Source organism: Streptomyces sp. NBC_01520 (assembly GCF_045040375.1).
Taxonomy (GTDB): domain Bacteria; phylum Actinomycetota; class Actinomycetes; order Streptomycetales; family Streptomycetaceae; genus Streptomyces.
Map to the genome: position 1 here is coordinate 1,031,006 of NZ_CP109404.1, position 17,103 is coordinate 1,048,108.

At 71.7% G+C, this 17,103-nt stretch carries 12 protein-coding genes and 4 pseudogenes; 8 read left to right on the forward strand and 8 right to left on the reverse strand.

The annotated features are described in order from the left end of the window. Positions 1-71 precede the first annotated feature (71 nt). The 4 genes and pseudogenes from OG524_RS04730 to OG524_RS04745 all read right to left on the reverse strand — a co-directional run. A pseudogene (locus tag OG524_RS04730) lies at positions 72-388 on the reverse strand (Lrp/AsnC family transcriptional regulator); the annotation flags it as partial. Between the two features lie 48 nt (positions 389-436). Next, complete coding sequence (locus tag OG524_RS04735) at positions 437-1,030, reverse strand: hypothetical protein (RefSeq protein WP_405809193.1); 594 nt, start codon at positions 1,028-1,030, stop codon at positions 437-439. A 223-nt stretch (positions 1,031-1,253) separates the two neighbouring features. Continuing rightward, positions 1,254-1,706: a hypothetical protein gene (locus tag OG524_RS04740; protein ID WP_405809195.1), complete on the reverse strand. Its 453-nt coding sequence runs from the start codon at positions 1,704-1,706 to the stop codon at positions 1,254-1,256. Positions 1,707-2,246: 540 nt separating this feature from the next. Next, positions 2,247-2,829 (reverse strand): annotated as a pseudogene (locus tag OG524_RS04745) (EamA family transporter); the annotation flags it as partial. Here OG524_RS04745 and OG524_RS04750 point away from each other — a divergent pair. The 5 genes and pseudogenes from OG524_RS04750 to OG524_RS04770 form a co-directional block, all read left to right on the forward strand. Next, positions 2,825-3,133 (forward strand): annotated as a pseudogene (locus OG524_RS04750) (PLP-dependent aminotransferase family protein); the annotation flags it as partial. The pseudogenes OG524_RS04745 and OG524_RS04750 overlap by 5 nt on opposite strands. Positions 3,134-3,329: 196 nt before the next feature. After that, positions 3,330-4,937 carry an alkaline phosphatase D family protein gene (locus tag OG524_RS04755; RefSeq protein ID WP_405809197.1) on the forward strand — a complete coding sequence of 536 codons (1,608 nt, stop codon included), beginning with the start codon at positions 3,330-3,332 and terminating at the stop codon, positions 4,935-4,937. A gap of 364 nt (positions 4,938-5,301) precedes the next feature. After that, on the forward strand, positions 5,302-5,502 hold the full coding sequence (locus OG524_RS04760) for a hypothetical protein (protein WP_405392193.1): 201 nt from the start codon (positions 5,302-5,304) through the stop codon (positions 5,500-5,502). A gap of 166 nt (positions 5,503-5,668) precedes the next feature. Continuing rightward, a complete protein-coding gene (locus OG524_RS04765) occupies positions 5,669-6,505 on the forward strand; it encodes a hypothetical protein (protein WP_405809199.1) in 837 nt (278 codons plus the stop codon). A gap of 109 nt (positions 6,506-6,614) precedes the next feature. Further along, entirely contained in the window at positions 6,615-8,021 is a 1,407-nt protein-coding gene (locus OG524_RS04770; RefSeq protein ID WP_405392191.1) for a GNAT family N-acetyltransferase, read from the forward strand. Here the strand turns inward: OG524_RS04770 and OG524_RS04775 are convergent. Beyond that, positions 7,939-9,171, reverse strand: a complete 1,233-nt coding sequence (locus tag OG524_RS04775) for a trans-sulfuration enzyme family protein (RefSeq protein ID WP_405392190.1) — start codon at positions 9,169-9,171, stop codon at positions 7,939-7,941. The two genes, OG524_RS04770 and OG524_RS04775, sit on opposite strands and share 83 nt — an antisense overlap. A gap of 59 nt (positions 9,172-9,230) precedes the next feature. Here OG524_RS04775 and OG524_RS04780 point away from each other — a divergent pair, with 59 nt between their 5' ends. From OG524_RS04780 to OG524_RS04790, 3 genes and pseudogenes are all read left to right on the forward strand, one after another. Next, positions 9,231-9,761 (forward strand): Lrp/AsnC family transcriptional regulator, encoded by a 531-nt coding sequence (locus OG524_RS04780; protein WP_405392189.1) that lies wholly within the window; start codon positions 9,231-9,233, stop codon positions 9,759-9,761. A 162-nt stretch (positions 9,762-9,923) separates the two neighbouring features. After that, a complete protein-coding gene (locus tag OG524_RS04785; protein ID WP_405809201.1) occupies positions 9,924-11,609 on the forward strand; it encodes a DUF885 domain-containing protein in 1,686 nt (561 codons plus the stop codon). A gap of 148 nt (positions 11,610-11,757) precedes the next feature. Beyond that, a pseudogene (locus OG524_RS04790) lies at positions 11,758-11,993 on the forward strand (Lrp/AsnC ligand binding domain-containing protein); the annotation flags it as partial. Between the two features lie 42 nt (positions 11,994-12,035). Here OG524_RS04790 and OG524_RS04795 read toward each other — a convergent pair. From OG524_RS04795 to OG524_RS04805, 3 genes are all read right to left on the reverse strand, one after another. Then, positions 12,036-15,134, reverse strand: a complete 3,099-nt coding sequence (locus OG524_RS04795; RefSeq protein WP_405809203.1) for an AAA family ATPase — start codon at positions 15,132-15,134, stop codon at positions 12,036-12,038. Then, positions 15,131-16,297 carry an exonuclease SbcCD subunit D gene (locus OG524_RS04800; protein WP_405392186.1) on the reverse strand — a complete coding sequence of 389 codons (1,167 nt, stop codon included), beginning with the start codon at positions 16,295-16,297 and terminating at the stop codon, positions 15,131-15,133. Before OG524_RS04800 ends, OG524_RS04795 begins: the two co-directional genes overlap by 4 nt. A 142-nt stretch (positions 16,298-16,439) precedes the next feature. Further along, positions 16,440-17,075, reverse strand: a complete 636-nt coding sequence (locus OG524_RS04805) for a YigZ family protein (protein WP_405392185.1) — start codon at positions 17,073-17,075, stop codon at positions 16,440-16,442. Between the last annotated feature and the right edge of the window lie 28 nt (positions 17,076-17,103).

Below are 17,103 nucleotides of genomic sequence, written 5' to 3' on the forward strand. Positions count from 1 at the left end.
ACGTTCAGCCGGTCTTCACCGAGGTCCGGGAACCAGGGCCCGGGGACGGGTTCCCCAAGCGGGCGGTGGTGTCATGCGGGCAGGGGGCGGTCTTCGATCACGTGCTTCATGACGAGGGTGGAGGTCAGGCGCTGGACGCCGGGAAGGCGGGCGAGCTGCTGGTCGTAGAGCTGCTGGAAGGCGGCCAGGTCGGCGGTGGCCACGCGCAGCAGGTAGTCCGGTTCGCCGAACAGGCGCTGGGCCTGCATGACGTGCGGGATGGCGGCCACCGCTTCCTCGAAGGCGGTGACGGTGTCGGGTGCCTCCCAGCGCAGGGTGGCGAAGACGAAGGTCTCGAAGTGGAGCCCACGGCGGCAGGGTCCACCACCGCCCGGTAGCCGCGGATCGCTCGACGAGTGCGATCTGCGGTCATGCTGTCGGTAGCCGTCCCTCGCCGTCAGGATCGGCCGGGGACAGGCCCGCGGTGATGCCCCTCTCGCTCCTCGGCCAGCTTCTTCAGCGCTCGCGCCCGTGCGGCGTCACTGGACCTTGCGCGGCCCTCAGTCATCGATCTGGCCCGCACTCTGCCCACCTCGCTCAGCCCGTCCCCGAAACGCTCCTCCGGCTCCCGCATCCGCTCGCTGACCTGCCGCTGCGCCGCAACGCTGACCTGCGGATCCACCGACCTCGACGACGTCCAGGTAGCGCGATGCGCGGCAAGCGCCGCGCGGTATCCGGCCGGAGACTCGGAGCGACTGGCCGCGACCGGCCCGTCTGAGGCCGGCTCAGCGGAGAACGGCTCGGCCGGAGCGTCGAATGCCGCCGCGTCGGGTGACCGAGGACCGGTGAGAGCCGCAGGTCGCAGAACCTTCAGCGTGCGGACAGTGTCCGAGCCGATCACCTCGTTGATCTTGGCCACGATGTCGCGCTGGTACAGGTTCAGCTGCGTGGCATAAGCGGAGACGGAGGGCAGCAACTGCAGGGTTCGGGTCTCCGGGTCACAGCCCACAGCCGCCACCTTGCCGACGAGATGCGGGCGATCGAGGGCCACTGATCGAGCACACTGCCGCCGGCCGCAGCCAGCTCCCACCCCCGCTCGACAACCATCCGACTGATTGCGTCGCCGAAGGACAGCGGATCCCGGCCCGCGCCCCGAGGACGGCGAGGTGCGGCTGCACCGGTTCGGCGCTTGGGCTGGGGCGCAGCCTTCGCTGCGGCCCGGGCAGCCCGGTAAGCGGCTCGGGCCAGGTCGACACCGGATGCGGTGGTCTCCGTCATGCCGGAACTCCCGTCGAGCCGCTGAGGAACTCGGCGATGTCGCCGGCAGCATCGTGGTCACCGAGGTCGTCCAGGCCCCGCTCGGCCTGGGTCGCGGAGTAGGCAGCCAGTCCCGCGGCAAGGCCGTCCAGGACACTGCGCACCAGGTCGGGCCTGGACGCGGCCAGCGCTCCGGACGCCTCCTCCTCGTTCCAGCCCTCAGCGGCCTCGCACTGGTCCGCCGTGTGCTCGCTCGAGACCTGTTTGGCCAGCTGGACCCGGATGTACTCCGCCGGGCGGGTCGGGCGCCAGGTCAGCATCCAGGAGTGCAGTTCCGCCGCGATCGTGTCGGCATCCAGCCCCGCGTCCAGGAGCGGGCGCAGTACGTACTCCAGGCGCCGCAGCCGCACGCCCTGGGTCCACTGAACCCGGGCCCGCACCTGTCGGGTGATCCAGATACCGCGCTGCACCTGACGAGCGGTCCGTCGGGCCCCGCGGGTCTTGCTGCTGCTGTTTTCGGGGGCGGGGGAGTTGGTGTCGCGGCTCGCGCGCTGGCGCGAGGTGTAGTCACCACCACTCTCAACCTCAGCTTCAGGTGATGGGTGGTACCGACCAGGAGAATGGGGCTCACGCGCCCCTGAACTGGACTTATCCACAGGCAGGTTGTCCACAGGGAGACCACCCTGCGAACTGTGTGCGGCCGACGCCGTGACGGCACGTTCCCCGCCGGCCTCAGTCACTCCGCAGACCCGGGCTTCGTAACCGGAGCCAGCGAGTCGGTGCCCCATCGCGTCGTCGTACACCGGGGGGATCACCGCGGGGTAGATGGTGGCCGTGGCCGTGTACGCGCGACCGGGGAGCCGGAGATTGCGCTTGCTCCCATGCCGCCACCACGCCAGTGCGCCCAACTCGCGCAGCACCCGGACATGGCGCTTCTACCACCTTCCCGCCCACTCGGGCCGGACCGTCCCGGGGAGCGGCATGGCCACATCGGTCCCGTTCGCAGTCGCTCCGTAGGACCCGTTGCCGACGAGTGGCGCGGTGAGGGTGGCCGAGACGGGGATCAGCCCCGAGAAGAGCGTGGCTCGCTCGGCACCGATGCGCCGGCATCCCGCTGTACCAGCAGACGAACCCGATCACGGTGACGACGGCCGCCTGCCACAGCAGGGCGAGCCCTTCCTCCACCGTGGGCACCCGCAGGAACACCTCCCCGCCGAGGAGCACGCCGAGCAGGGCCGACTCCACGGCAGCGATGCCACAGACGGTCGCGGACAGCAGTTTCGGGCCGAGCGGGCGCAGCACCGGCACGGCGAGTACCGCGAAGCCGACCTCACCGGCGAGCGCGCCCACGGAGAAGAGGATGCCGGCCAGGTCGGTCCGGCCCCAGCCCTGTACGACGAACGCCCCTGCGGCGACCAGGCCGACCGCGATCAGGACCGTCCTGGCCGGGCGGCGTCCCTCCCGCAAGGGGACGAGGAGGCTCACGACGATGGGCGCGCAGCCGACGAGCACTCCCGGGACGGCTGGTTCGGCCGATCGTTCCGCGGCCAGCACGGCCAGGTTGAAGCCGACCATGCCGATGGCGGCGAGAACGGACGCCGTGACCGCGGCGCTCGCCGAGCACTTTCCCGGGGCCGAGGTCAGCGGAATCACCGCCGGCCTGCACATCATCGCCCGGCTGCCCCAGCGCTTCGGCCCGCAGCCGGAGTTCCTGCGAAGGGCGGACGCGGCCGGCATCGCACTGCGTCCGCTGAGCGACTACGGGACGGCGGACGCCGACGACCTCACCGTCCGGCTGGTGCTCGGGTACGCGCATCTGGTCCCGGCCGAGATCGCACGCGGAATCCACCTGCTGTCCGAGGCGGTCGGAGCGGCGAACGAACCAGGTACCGCGTGATGGAGACCGGCAGTCGCCATGGATCGAACGCGGGCAGGGCCGTTGCCACGGCGACGAGTTGACCGGTACGGCCCCGCTGTTCATCTGGGGTTGGCATGCCCGCCGCCGCCGGGCACTAGGCATGACTCGGCACTCAGCCAAGACCGCCCGGTCGTAACGGCAGTCCGCCTGCCCCGTCGCCCCTGGAGGCGCATCGATGTCGAACCGTCCTCGCATTCCGGCCCCGGACCGACGCAGCGTGCTGCGGGGGTCACTCGTCGCATCGGCCGCCTTCGCCGTTCCTTCCGCTGTCACCGCCGCTCCCGCCTTCGCTCTGTCAGGCAGGCCGAGTGCCGCGTGGGGCGTGCAGGTGGGTGATGTGACGGCGTCGTCGGCGCTGGTGTGGGTGCGATCCGACCGTCCGGCACGGATGCTGGTCGAGACCTCGGCGACCGAGTCCTTCCGCCGGGCCCGCAGGTGGCACGGTCCGCTCATCGGCGCGCGCACGGACTTCACCGGGACGACGCCCCTGTACGGGCTGGCGGCCGGCGAGCAGGTGCACTACCGCGTCACGCTCTCGGACCCGCACGACCCTCGCCGTACCGGCAGGCCGGTGTACGGGACCTTCCGTACCGCCCCTGCCGGGCGTCGTGACGGGGTGCGCTTCCTGTGGTCCGGCGACATCGCGGGCCAGGGCTGGGGCATCAATCCCGACATCGGCGGCTACCTGGTGTACGAAGAGATGCGCCGCCTCGACCCGGACTTCTTCCTGTGCAGCGGCGACAACATCTACGCGGACGGGGTGCTGGAGCCCAGCGTGACGCTTCCGGACGGGCGGATCTGGCGCAACATCACGACCCCGGAGAAGTCGAAGGTCGCCGAGACCCTCGACGAGTACCGGGGGAACTTCCGGTACAACCTGCTCGACGACAACCTGCGCGCGTTCAACGCGCAGGTTCCCTCCGTCATCCAGTGGGACGACCACGAGGTACGCAACAACTGGTACCCGGGACAGATCCTCGACGACGCCCGTTACACCGAGAAGAACGTGGACCTCCTGGCGGCGCGTTCGATGCGGGCGTTCCGCGAGTACTTCCCGGTGTCGTCGCACGGTTCCTCCCCGCACAGCTCCTCGCTGCACCGCTCGTCCCCCGAGGGTCGCATGCACCGCGTCGTGCGCCACGGTCCGCTGCTCGATGTGTTCGTCCTGGACATGCGGTCGTTCCGCAACGCGAACTCCCCCGGCCGGCAGCCCGACGACGCGACGGGCATCCTCGGTGCCGAACAGCTGACATGGCTCAAGCGCGAACTGTCGCAGTCCCGGGCGGTGTGGAAGGTGATCGCGGCCGACATGCCGCTGGGGCTGGTCGTCCCGGACGGCGCCACGGATTTCGAGGCGATCGCGCAGGGGGATCCGGGCGCACCCCTCGGCCGGGAACTGCAGATCGCCGAGCTGCTGCGCTTCGTCAAGCACCGCCGGATCACGGGCACCGTCTGGCTGACCGCCGATGTGCACTACACCTCGGCGCAGCACTACTCCCCCGAACGAGCCGCGTTCAAGGACTTCGCGCCCTTCTGGGAGTTCGTGTCGGGGCCGCTGGCGGCAGGAGGGTTCCCGGCCAACGCGCTCGACGGCACGTTCGGACCCGAGCGGGTCTTCGTCCAGGCACCGGACCGGGCGAACGTGTCGCCGATGGAGTCGCCGCAGTTCTTCGGTGAGGTCGACATCGACGGCGGGAGCGGGGAGTTGACGGTGCGGTTGCGGGCTCAGGGCGGCACGGTCCTGTTCAGCAAGGTGCTGCAGCCGGGGCGTACGGGGCAGTGAGCGGGCGTCGTTGAGGACCGGCCCCGGGCTCGTGTCCGGGGCCGTTGTCAGTGGTGGGTCCTACGGATTTCCCATGACCCGATCCGTTCAGGCCTTGGCCTACTCACGCCCGTCGTTCCTGGAGTCCTCGCAGGCCGGGCAGTTGCTCGGCCTGGAGACCGCGGGCGGTCTCACCCCGCGCGACGCCGAGGCGCACCCGCGATTCTTTCGTCGCCGAGGCCTTCGGGCACGAGGACATGGGCATCCAGGAGCGGGCCCTCAAGCTGACGGCGCGCCACCTCCGAGCGGTGGGCGACGCCGTGCGTGAGGATCTCGCTCTTGCCGCGGCACAGCTGGGACCGATACACCGGGGCGCCGCCATGAGGTGTTCGGGGACCTGCCGGCCGAGGGAGCTGCCGAGGAGCCCTACGAGGAGTCGCTGCCTCCGGTACCGGCCGCGCGTCTCCTCGGACCCGCCCCGGGGACGGTGGCCGAGCTCGTCGAGGAGGTGGCCGCCCTGGTGAATTCCGGATCGCGGGAGGTCGACGTCCATCAGGTGCCGGACCCGGCGCTGCACTGTTCGTAGGGAGCTGTCTGACCTGGGACGGCCATCAGTTCCGGGTCTTCGATGTTCCTTTCGATCTCGGAGATCACGGCGATGGTGCTGTTGACCAGATTCTGCAGATGACGAGCGATCTACTTGAAGATCTCGGAGAGTTCAGCCTCGTCGTTGAGCTCCTGATGCTGACGGGATGCGGCCGCCATCACCGTCCTACGTCTCCCGCCACCTGCGCACCGCCGAGCACCTGGACCAGTCGCTCGCCGCGCTGGCCCGCATGACGGGGTACTTCTCCGCCGGGCTCCCGGTGCGGCACATTCTCGCCGACTTCCCCGACGAGACGATAAAGGCCGTCGCCGCGTGGACCCGCGACGAGGACTTCCGGCTACGCCCGGCCGGCGAGCGAGGCCACCCGGCCCCTGCTGCCCTGGGCCCCACGGATCGCGCTCTCCGCCGACACGGGCCTGCCCGTCCTCGAGATCCTCTACGACGACCCGCACCTCTACGTCCGCACCTCCGTGGCCGACCACCTGGGGGACATCGCCGCCACCGGCCCGACCTCGTGCCGGCCACCCTCCAGCGGTGGAAAGCCTCGGGCAGGGTCACCGGCGATCAGTTCGTCCTCCTCGCACGCAACGCCCTGAGCAACCGGCTGAAGGAGGGCCGGCCGCCCGTCTACGCTCTCCTCGGCTACGCCCACGACGCACCTGTCACCCTCACTCCACTCGTCCTGGAGCGCACCGAACTCCGCGCCGGCGACACGATGAACTTCTCCGCCGTTCTCACCGCGACCGCACCCGTCCACGTGATGATCGTCATCGCCACCACGGGGCCGAGCGGCCGGCCGCGGGAGAAGGTGGCCTTCGTGCGCCGCGCCACCGTCGAGCCGGGCCACGAGCTGCGGCTCGCCAAGGCGCACCCGCTGCGCTCGACCGCACCGTGGAAGGTCTCCCCCGGCTCCTACTCCCTCGCCCTCCAGATCAACGGCCGTCGCTTCCCGGCGGTCGCCTTCACCGTTCTCGACACCTGACCAGCGACCGGGACGGCCAAAAGGTACTGATAGGCGACCAGATCCACACGTAACCCATCAGTCACAATGCGTTCGTGGTCAGGCAACACCGGTCGGTCACAGTGAGGACATGACTGATGTGACATCCACGAAGAGTGCCCGCCGTCCGCACCACTGGCGGCGGGACCTGATCGAACTGGCCGCTCTCTTCACGGCGGTTGCCGTGGCCGACGCGATCGCCAACCTGATCGGGCACCAGCCGGACGGCCCGTACCTGCTCATCGCCGCGGCCGTGGCCCTGGTGGCCACGGCCGCGTTCCACACGTGGTGGGCTCGGCGGCACAGCCACGCCCCGCCCCCGGATACCGCCGTGGCCTTCGTCGGCACGGACGCGGAGCCCGCCTCCGTCGGCGCCGACGAGGTCATGGAAACGGTGCTGTGGCGCATGCGGACAACGGTGCAGGACGCCCCCGGCACCCTGGCCGCCCTCTGCATCGCGCTCGCCCGGCACAAGATCGACATCCTCACCCTGCAGACGCATCCGCTGGCGGAGGGCACCGTCGACGAGTTCCTGCTCCGGGCACCCGCGGCCCTTCCTGCCCAGCAGCTCAGCCGGGAGATCGCCGCCGCCGGGGGCACCTCCACCTGGATCGAGCGCGCCGACGCCCACGACCTGGTGGACACCCCCACCCGGGTCATCGGCCTCGCCACCCGTACGGCGCTGGACGCGGCCGAGCTCCCGCTGGCGCTCCGCCAGCTCCTCGGACGGTGCACCATCCACTCGCTGCCCGCCCTGTCGATCACCGGGCGCCCCACCGGGGAGAGCGCGCCCGTGGAGGGTGTCCTGGAGGACACCGTGATGAGGCTGCGCGACCCCTCGGGCGGAGTCATCACGGTCGAGCGCCCGTATCTTCCGTTCACCCCGACGGAATTCGCCCGTGCCCGCGCCCTCGTCGAGCTCGACGCCCGGCTCGGCCCGCGCGTGCCTCGCAGCGAGGACGTCCTCACCCTCCCCGAGGGCAACGAGATCACCGTACGGCGCGCGGACCGCAGCGACCTCGCCGCCGCCCGCGCCATGCACGACCGCTGCTCCGAGCACACTCTCGGGCTGCGCTACCACGGCCCGGTCCGTGACGCCGACCGTTACCTGGACCACCTTCTGAGCCCTCGTTTCGGCCGCACGCTCGCCGTACAGACGGCCTCCGGCCGGCTGGTGGCACTCGGCCACCTGCTCTGGGACGGGGACGAGACCGAGGTCGCCCTCCTGGTGGAGGACGACTGGCAGCGCCGCGGTATCGGATCCGAGCTCCTCAGCCGGCTGGTGGCCCTGGCCGTCGAGGCCGGCTGCGAGAGCGTGTACGCCGTCACCCAGGCCCACAACACGGGCATGGTCGCGGCCATGCGCGCACTCGCGCTGCCCCTGGACTACCAGATCGAGGAGGGCACGCTGGTGATCACCGCCCGGCTGGCTGCGTCTCCCGTCCGGCCGGTCCCTGCGCACGAGCAGACGGAACAGCACCCGCAGATCCGTCGCTGAGCGCCTGGCACAGATCGGCCCACAGGTCCTCGACGTCCTCGAGACCGACCGACATGCGGAGCAGGCGGTCACTGACCCCGGCCGCCTGCCGGTCTCCCTCATCCACAATGCGGTGGCTGATGGAGGCCGGATGCTGGATCAGCGTATCCACGCTGCCAAGACTCACCGCCGGCGTGATGAGCCGGACTCCCGCGATCACCAGGTGCGGATCCCCGTACACCTCGAAGGACACCATCGCCCCGCCCAGCTCCGGGTAGTGCACCCGCGCGACACGTGGGTCGGCGGAGAGCCTGCGGGTGAGTTCGGCGGCGCTGGCCGAGGCGGCCCGGACCCGCACGGAGAGGGTGGACAGGCCGCGCAGCAGCAGGTATCCGGCGAGCGGATGCAGTACGCCACCGGTGGCGAAGCGCACCTGCCGCAGCGTCGCGGCGAACTCCTCGTCGCAGGCGACGACTCCGCCCATCACGTCCCCGTGCCCGCCGAGGTACTTGGTCGCGCTGTGCAGCACGATCCGCGCCCCGTGTTCGAGGGGGCGCTGCAGTACGGGCGTGGCGAAGGTGTTGTCGACGAGCAGCGGTACGGACCCGCAGGAGTGCGCCACGGCCTTGATGTCGACCTCGGCCAGCGTCGGGTTGGCGGGCGTCTCGACCATCACCAGGCCGGTGTCCGGACGGATCGCGTCGGCGATGCCCGCCGGGTCGGTCCAGGTCACCTCGGTGCCGAGCAGCCCGGCGCCCAGCAGGTGGTCACTGCAGCCGTAGAGCGGCCGCACCGCGACCACATGCCGCAGTCCCCTGCTCGCGCGGGCCAGCAGCACGGCGGTGAGCGCGGCCATTCCGCTGGCGAACGCGACGGCGCTGTCGGCACCTTCCAGACGGGCCAGTGCCGTCTCGAACCGGGCCGTCGTCGGGTTGTCGAGCCTTGCGTAGACGGGCGGCCCGTCCGGCCTCGCTCCGGTGGCGGCGAAGGCGTCGATGCGCTCGGCCTCGCCCCGGGAGTCGTACGACGGATAGGTGGTGGACAGGTCGATCGGTGCGGCGTGCAGACCGAGAAGGGCGAGATCGTCGCGTCCGGCGTGCACGGCTTCGGTGGCGAGCGCCCTGGACCGGGTGGGTGCCGGTGCTGTCAGCGCGGAGGATTCGGTGTCCATGTCACCACTCTGAACAGTGAACGGGAAGATGCGGGAAAGACCCGTGCTACGTTCGGCCGATGGCTGAATCCGTCGCTCTCGACCCGGTGGATCTGCATATTCTGCGACTCCTGCAGAACGATGCACGGATGACGTACCGGGAGCTCGCCGCCGAAGTCGGGGTTGCCCCTTCCACCTGCCTGGACCGGGTGGCACGGCTGCGCCGTTCCGGTGTGATCCTGGGCCACCAGCTGCGGCTCGATCCGGCGCGGCTCGGCCGTGGTCTGGAGGCGCTGCTCCTGGTGCAGGTCCGGCCGCACCGCCGCGAGCTCATCGGTCCGTTCGTCGACCGGATCCGGGCTCTGCCGGAATCCCGCGCACTGTTCCACCTCACCGGCCCCGACGACTACCTGGTGCATGTGGCCGTCGCCGGCACCGCGGATCTGCAGCGGCTGGTCCTGGACGAGTTCACCTCACGCCGTGAGGTCGCACGGGTGGAGACCCGGCTGATCTTCCAGCAGTGGGAGTGCGGTCCCCTCCTGCCTCCCGCCACGGGCGCACATGAGTCACGCCCGGAACGCCCGGCCCACCCGGACGCCACCACGCCGTGACGGACCGCGCCGTGACGGACCACCCCGGGCCTCAAGGGTGCCGAACTCCCGCCGGGCCATGGCCCGGTGCGGGCGTCGAATCCGGGCCACCTCGACGCCCGCACCGGGTCCGAACGACATATACCGGTGACGAGAAGGCCTCCGCCGTACGAAGATGTCCACATGTCAGACACATCGAGCAGCGCACTGCCACGCCAGGTTGCCGACGCCTACGTCGACGCATACATCGCACTCGACCCGATCACGGGTACCTATCTCGGTGTCGCAGAAAGCTCTCGCAGCCTGCCCGATCTCTCGCCCGCCGGGCAGGCGGCCACGGCCGAGCTGATCCGCAGGACGCTCGTGGAACTCGACGCCGCCGAACAGGTACCGGGCGCGGACACCGAGTCCGAACAGCGCTGCGCCCGGCTGCTGCGCGAGCGCCTGACGGCCGATCTCGCCATCCATGAGGCCGACGAGGGCCTGCGGGCCGTCTCCAACATCCACTCGCCGGTCCACAGCATCCGTGAGGTGTTCACGGCGACTCCGACCGCGACGGACGAGGACTGGGCCGCGGTCGTGGACCGTCTGCTGGCCGTCCCCACCGCGCTGGAGGGGTATCGCGCCTCGCTGGCGCTCGGCCTGGAGCGGAAGCTGTACGGGGGTCCGCGCCCCACCGCCACCTTCATCGAGCAGCTCGGCACCTGGGCCGGGGGCGAAGGGCCCGGATTCTTCCAGGACTTCGTGTCCTCGGGACCGGACTCGCTGCGCGGCGAGCTGGACGAGGCCGCGGGGAAGGCGGCCGAGGGGCTGCTCGCACTGCGGGAGTGGATGCGCGAGGTGTACGCCCCCGCGATCGAGGGCGCCCCCGACACCGTGGGCCGCGAGCGCTACGCCCGCTGGGCCCGCCAGTTCAACGGCACGGACCTCGATCTCGACGAGGCGTACGCCTACGGCTGGTCCGAATACCACCGGCTGCTCGCCGAGATGAAGACCGAAGCCGAGAAGATCCTCCCTGGTGCCGGACCCTGGGAGGCGCTCGCCCACCTCGATGTGCACGGTAAGCACATCGAGGGCGTGGAAGAGGTCCGGGTGTGGCTGCAGGACCTGATGGACGAAGCCATCGAGGCGCTCGACGGAACCCACTTCGAACTCGCCGAGCGCGTACGGAAGGTGGAGTCCCGGATCGCTCCCCCGGGCGGTGCCGCCGCTCCGTACTACTCCGGCCCCTCCGAGGACTTCTCGCGCCCCGGCCGCACCTGGCTGCCCACCATGGGCGAGACCCGTTTCCCGGTGTACGACCTGGTGTCCACCTGGTACCACGAGGGTGTGCCGGGCCACCATCTGCAGATCGCGCAGTGGACGCACGTGGCGGACACCCTCTCCCGCTACCAGGCGTCGATCGGCCACGTCAGTGCCAACGCCGAGGGCTGGGCGCTGTACGCGGAGCGGCTGATGGACGAGCTGGGCTTCCTGCCCGACGCGGAGCGCCGGATCGGTTACCTGGACGCGCAGATGATGCGCGCCTGCCGGGTGATCGTGGACATCGGCATGCACCTGGAGCTGGAGATCCCGGCGGACTCGCCGTTCCACCCGGGCGAGCGGTGGACGCCGGACCTGGCCCAGGAGTTCTTCGGCAGCCACAGCGGCCGGCCGGCCGACTTCGTGGAGAGCGAGCTGACCCGCTATCTGTCGATGCCGGGGCAGGCCATCGGTTACAAACTGGGCGAGCGCGCCTGGCTGCTGGGCCGGGAGAACGCCCGCAAGGCGCACGGTGACGCGTTCGACCTCAAGGCCTGGCACATGGCCGCCCTCTCGCAGGGTTCGCTCGGCCTGGACGACCTGGTGGACGAGCTGTCCAGGCTCTGATCCCGAGCGGGGGCGGGGCCGGCACACCGGCCCCGCCCCCCCCCCCCCCCCCCCCCCCATGCCGTCCCCTCCCCTCCCCTACGCCGTCCTCCACTCCCCCACGGCCCGAAGAGTGAGTTCCGCATGGCACCGGCCTCTTTCCTGTTCTGCCCTCGTACGGCTGCGCTGTCCCAGCGGCAACTACAAGCCGTTCCATGATCTGACCGACACGACGCCGGAGATCGTGGAGGCCACCATGTGACCGGGGACGACTGTTTCGTACTGAAGGTGACAGCCAGGTCGATGCGTCGCCTGGAGGAGGTCACGGGGAGGATCGGCACCCTCGGTTCCTTGACCACCAGCATCGTGTACTCCTCGCCCCTGCCCTGCCGGCCGATCAGCCGCTGGCCGGCACCGGGGCGGCGGACACCGCCGCGTGCCGGGCGGTCAGCCGCCGAGGGTGCCCGTCACCCGGTGGCGCACCACCGATCCGTGCCGGTCCTTCACCACTTCCAGCTGTGCGGGGATCCGGCGGCGCAGGTCGGACACGTGGCTGACGATGCCGACGCTGCGGTCCCGCTCACGCAGCGAGTCCAGGACGTCGAGCACCTCGTCCAGGGTCTGTTCGTCCAGGCTGCCGAAACCCTCGTCGATGAAGAGCGTGTCCAGCCGCACGCCGCCCGCCTCGTCCGTGACGACATCGGCGAGACCGAGCGCCAGGGCGAGCGAGGCGAAGAACGTCTCGCCGCCCGAAAGGGTCGCGGTGTCGCGCTCCCGGCCCGTCCAGGAGTCCACGACGTGCAGGCCGAGTCCCGCTCTCCGGCCGCCGCTGCGCGCGTCGGAGTGGACCAGGGTGTAGCGGCCCGACGACATCTTCCGGAGACGGGCGGTCGCCGCGGCGGCCACCTGTTCGAGCCTGGCCGCGAGTACGTACGCCTCCAGCCGCATCCTGCGCTCGTTGTCGGCGGAGGTGCCCGCGGTCAGCCCGGCGAGGCGTGCCACCCGCTCGTACTCGGTACGCAGGGGGCCCAGCCTGCGCACCTCGTCCTCGGCCCGCCGGGAGAGCCTGCCGAGCTCTGTGCGGCGCTCCTGCGCGGCGGCCAGCGCCGTCGCACGGTCGCGCACATGCCGTGCGGTCAGGTCGTACGCCCTCTGCGCGGCGTCGGGCGTCGCGGGCGGGTGCTCCGAGGCCGCCCGGGCGTCCTCCTCGGCCAGCCGTTCGGCGACTGCGGCGGACTCCGCCTGCCAGGTGTCGATCCGGTGCTGGAGCTCGCGTTGCGCGGTCTGGCCCAGCAGTTTCGCGGCTGCGGCCTGCGGGGTGTCGAAGCCCGCGCGGAAGGCGGCGTCGGCGACCCGGCCGTCGGCTTCCTTCCGCTGCCGCGCGGCACTCTGTTCGGCGTGGAGGGCTTCCGCGGCCTCGGCGAGCAGCACGGCCCTGCGTCCCAGCAGTGCGGCATGCTCGGCGACGGACGCCGAATCGCCGCGGGCCTTCACCAACTCTGCTTCCAGCGCCGCCTGTTCGCGGTCGAGTGCTTCCCGCTGCGAGGTACGGGCAGCGGCCCGCCGCTCGGCCTGCTGCCGGTCGTCGAGCCGTCCGAGGTGCTCCCGCTCGGCTGCGGCGAGGGCTTCTCTGGCCCCGTGCGTCCCGGCGGCCAGCCGGTGGGCGTCCGCGTGCTCCCCTGTCAGCCGGTCGACGAACACGGTGAGCTCGGCCACGGAGGAGGCGGGGCGGGAGGCCCCGTCGTCGGTGACCGCTTCGTGGGCGCTGTCCCCGGTGCCCGTGGGTCCGGTGTCCGTAGGTCCGCCGGTGATCCCCGCCGCCTCGGCGCCTGCCGTGGCCAGCCGTTCGCGGAGCACTTCCAGCTCGCGTTCCGCGTCCGCGCGGGTCACATCGGCGCGCCGATGGACGGCGAGTGCCGCCTCCTCCGTCGCCCGGTCCACATGGCCGTCGCCCGCGAGGGCGGGCCGCGGGTGGTCGGCGGACCCGCACACGGCGCAGTCGGCGCCGTCGACGAGCTGCGCGGCCAGCTCCGCGGCGATGCCCCGCAGCCGCTGTTCGCGCAGCCGCAGCCAGGTCTCGTGCGCGGCCACCGCGTGCTCGCGGGCCGTTGTCAGCCGGCCTCGGGCGGTCTCCTCCTGCACGGCGAGCGCGTCACGCCGGTGCGCCGCGTCCAGGCGTCTACGCGCGGGGGCCAGCTGCCCGGCCAGTTGTTCCGCCCGGGTCGCGGCCTCCTGGGCCGTCTCGATGCGCTCCTGGAGGTCCCGGTGGACGCCGTCCCATCCGGCCAGCCAGTCGGCCGCCTCCCGGATCGTCTCGTCGTCGGCGCGGGACTGCCGTTCCAGCCCTGCCCGTTCGGCGTCGATCTCCCGGCTGCGCTGTTCGGCGCGGCGCGCGGCGTCGAGTGCGCCGAGCTCCGCACGGATTCCCCGCTCCAGGTCCGCGAGCTGCTCGGCGCCCGCGTCGGCCAGCTCGCGGGGCAGCCCGGTCCTCGACCGTTCGCGGGCCTCGCTCGCTGTGCGGTGGGCCCGTTCGGCCTCGTCCCGCAGCTCCAGCGCGGGGGCGACCAGGTCCGCCTTGCGCGCACGGGACAGCTGTTCGTGGCACCGGTCGTGTTCGGAGCGGCGTTCCTCGAGTCCGGCGGAGCGGCGGCGGGTCTCCTCGTAGCGCTGCTGGAGCCGGGCGAGCTCGCGCTCGGAGTCGAGTGCGTGGCGGGCGGCGGCGTGCCGGCTCTCGGCCGCGGCGAGGGCGGACCGCTCGATGTCGGACCGTTCGTGTGCGCCGCTGCGTGCGACGGCGGCCCATTCCAGTACGCCTTCGGCGAGTCCGGGTTCGCCGGGCCGGTCCTCGGGCAGCGGCGCCTCGCCCGCCGCGGGTCCGGCGGCCTGGGCGATCCGCTGGGCGAGGGCGAGGATCTGCTCGTCGCCCGCCCGGACCCTGGCCTCGGCCGTGCGGCGGAGCTCGGCCAGCCGTTCCTCGACCGCGGCGAACCTGCGGGTGTCGAAGAGCCTGCCGAGGAGCTTGCCGCGCGCCTCGGCGTCCGCGCGCAGGAACCGCGCGAAGTCGCCCTGGGGCAGCAGCACCACCTGGCAGAACTGCTCCCGGCTCATGCCGACGAGCCGGCCGATCTCCTCGCCGATCTCCTGGTGCGAGCGGCTGAGCGCCTGCCAGCCCTTCGCGGCGTCGTACTCGCGCAGCAGGCTCTGCGCCTTCTCCGTGGTGAAGCCGCCGCCCCTGCGCTTGGGGCGGGGCTGGGCCGGACTCCGGGTGATCTCCAGCCGGCGTCCGCCGACGGTCAGCTCCAGGCGGACCTCGGTCGGGAGATCCACCGGAGCGTGGTCGCTGCGCAGGGAGGTGCCGGGACTCTGCCGAGCGCCCGGGACCGCTCCGTAGAGCCCGTAGCAGACGGCGTCGAGGACGGAGGTCTTCCCCGCGCCGGTCGGGCCGTGGAGCAGGAAGAGCCCCGCCGAGGACAGCGCGTCGAAGTCGACCTCCTGCGTGGTGCCGAAGGGGCCGAAGGCGGTGAGGGCGAGCGTGTGCAGTCTCAACGGGCCACCTCCGTCACGCCGTCGTTCACCCGTACGTCGTCGAAGGCGGCGTGCAGCACCGTGCGCTCCTGTTCGCTGGGGCCGCTGCCACCGCGCACGTGGGCCACGAAGTCCTCGGCGATCTGGTGGTCGTCGCGTCCCCTGAGCCGCTGGGCGTACGAGGCGAGCGGGTCCTCCGGGGCCCGTTCGGGTTCGAAGACCAGGCTGAGGGTGTGCGGGAAGCGTTCGAGGAGGCGGGCCATCGGCTCGTCCGGCCGGGCGGGGTCGGTGAGGGTGGCCTCCACCCAGGAATCCTGGTGACGTTCCAGGGCGGGGTCGTCCAGCAGGGTGTCGAGGCGTCCACGGAGCCGGGCGAGGGGGCGCGGGACCGGGCAGCCGACGCGTTCGGCGGTGAACTGTTCTTCACCGCCCAGGTCGATGAGCCACATCGTCTTGCGGTGGGCGTGTTCGGAGAAGGAGTAGGCGAGCGGGGAGCCCGAGTAGCGCACACGGTCGGTGACGGTCTGGCAGCCGTGCAGGTGCCCGAGTGCGACGTAGTCGACGCCGTCGAAGACTCCGGCGGGAACCGCGGCGACGCCGCCGACGGTGATGTCGCGTTCGCTGTCGCTGGGCTCGCCACCGGCCACGAAGGCGTGCGCGAGGACCACGGCGCGGGTACCGGCCGGCCGGGAGGCGAGATCGGCCCGTACCCGGTCCATCGCCGCGGAGAGGACGGCTTCGTGCCCGGCCTTCGTGGCGCCCAGCGTGTCCCTGACGAGGGCGGGTTCCAGGTAGGGCAGCCCGTAGAACGCGACCTCGCCGTGGGGGTCGGACAGTACGACGGGAGTGGCGCAGTCGGCCGGGTCGGTGCGCAGATGGATGCCGGCCCGTGCGATCAGCCCGGCGCCCACGCCGAGCCTCCGGGCCGAGTCGTGGTTGCCGGAGATCATGACCGTCGGTACCCCGGCGGCGGCGAGCCGGTGCAGCGCGTCGTCGAACAACTGGACCGCGGCGAGGGAGGGCACGGCCCGGTCGTAGACGTCACCGGCCACGACGACGGCGTCGACCGCGTGCTCCCGCACGGTCTCCACCAGGTGGTCGAGGTAGGCGGCCTGGGCTTCGAGCATCGGGACGCGGTGGAAGGACCGCCCCAGGTGCCAGTCCGAGGTGTGCAGAATCCTCACGACATCACTCCGACGGCACCGAACGCTCCGACCTGCATGTTCCGCTTCCTCCGCCCCCCGGTCCGCACCGGCCCCGCACCTCGCCCGCCGCGGGTTGCCGCAGCCTGCCCGACCACGCTAATGCCACGGGCCTCCCGACCCCTCATCCGGCCGGGACGTCTCCGTACGCCTCGCCACCCAGATCGAGTGTCGCCGTGCCGGCCGTGGCGTCGGCCAGCCAGGCCCTGAACCCTTCGACGTCGGCGTTCGGCAGACCGATCTCGATCGTCACGGCCTCCGCGTACCGCACTTCGCGCACGGCCTTGCCGGTGGCACGCAGATCGTTCTCCAGCTTGCCCGCCCGCTGGTGGTCGACGGTGACCGATGCCAGCCGGAACCGCTGCCGGGTGATCGTGCCCAGCGCGTCGAGGGCTTCCCCGACCGATCCCCCGTACGCCCGGATCAGCCCTCCGGCACCGAGCTTGACACCTCCGTAGTAGCGGGTGACGACGGCGACGACGTACCGCACCTCCCGCCGCATGAGCATCTGCAGCATGGGCACCCCCGCGGTTCCGCCGGGCTCCCCGTCGTCACTGGCCTTCTGTACGGAGGCGTCGGCGCCGATCACGTAGGCGAAGCAGTTGTGGGTGGCGGTGGGGTGCTCCTTGCGAACGCGTGCGACGAACTCCTGCGCCTCCTGCTCGGTGGCGGCGGGGGCGAGCGCGCAGAGGAAGCGCGATCGGTTGATCTCGGTCTCGTGCACGCCCGTGCGGGCGACTGTCCGGTACTGCTCCTGCATCAGCCCACCCTATGTGCCGGTCCATGGG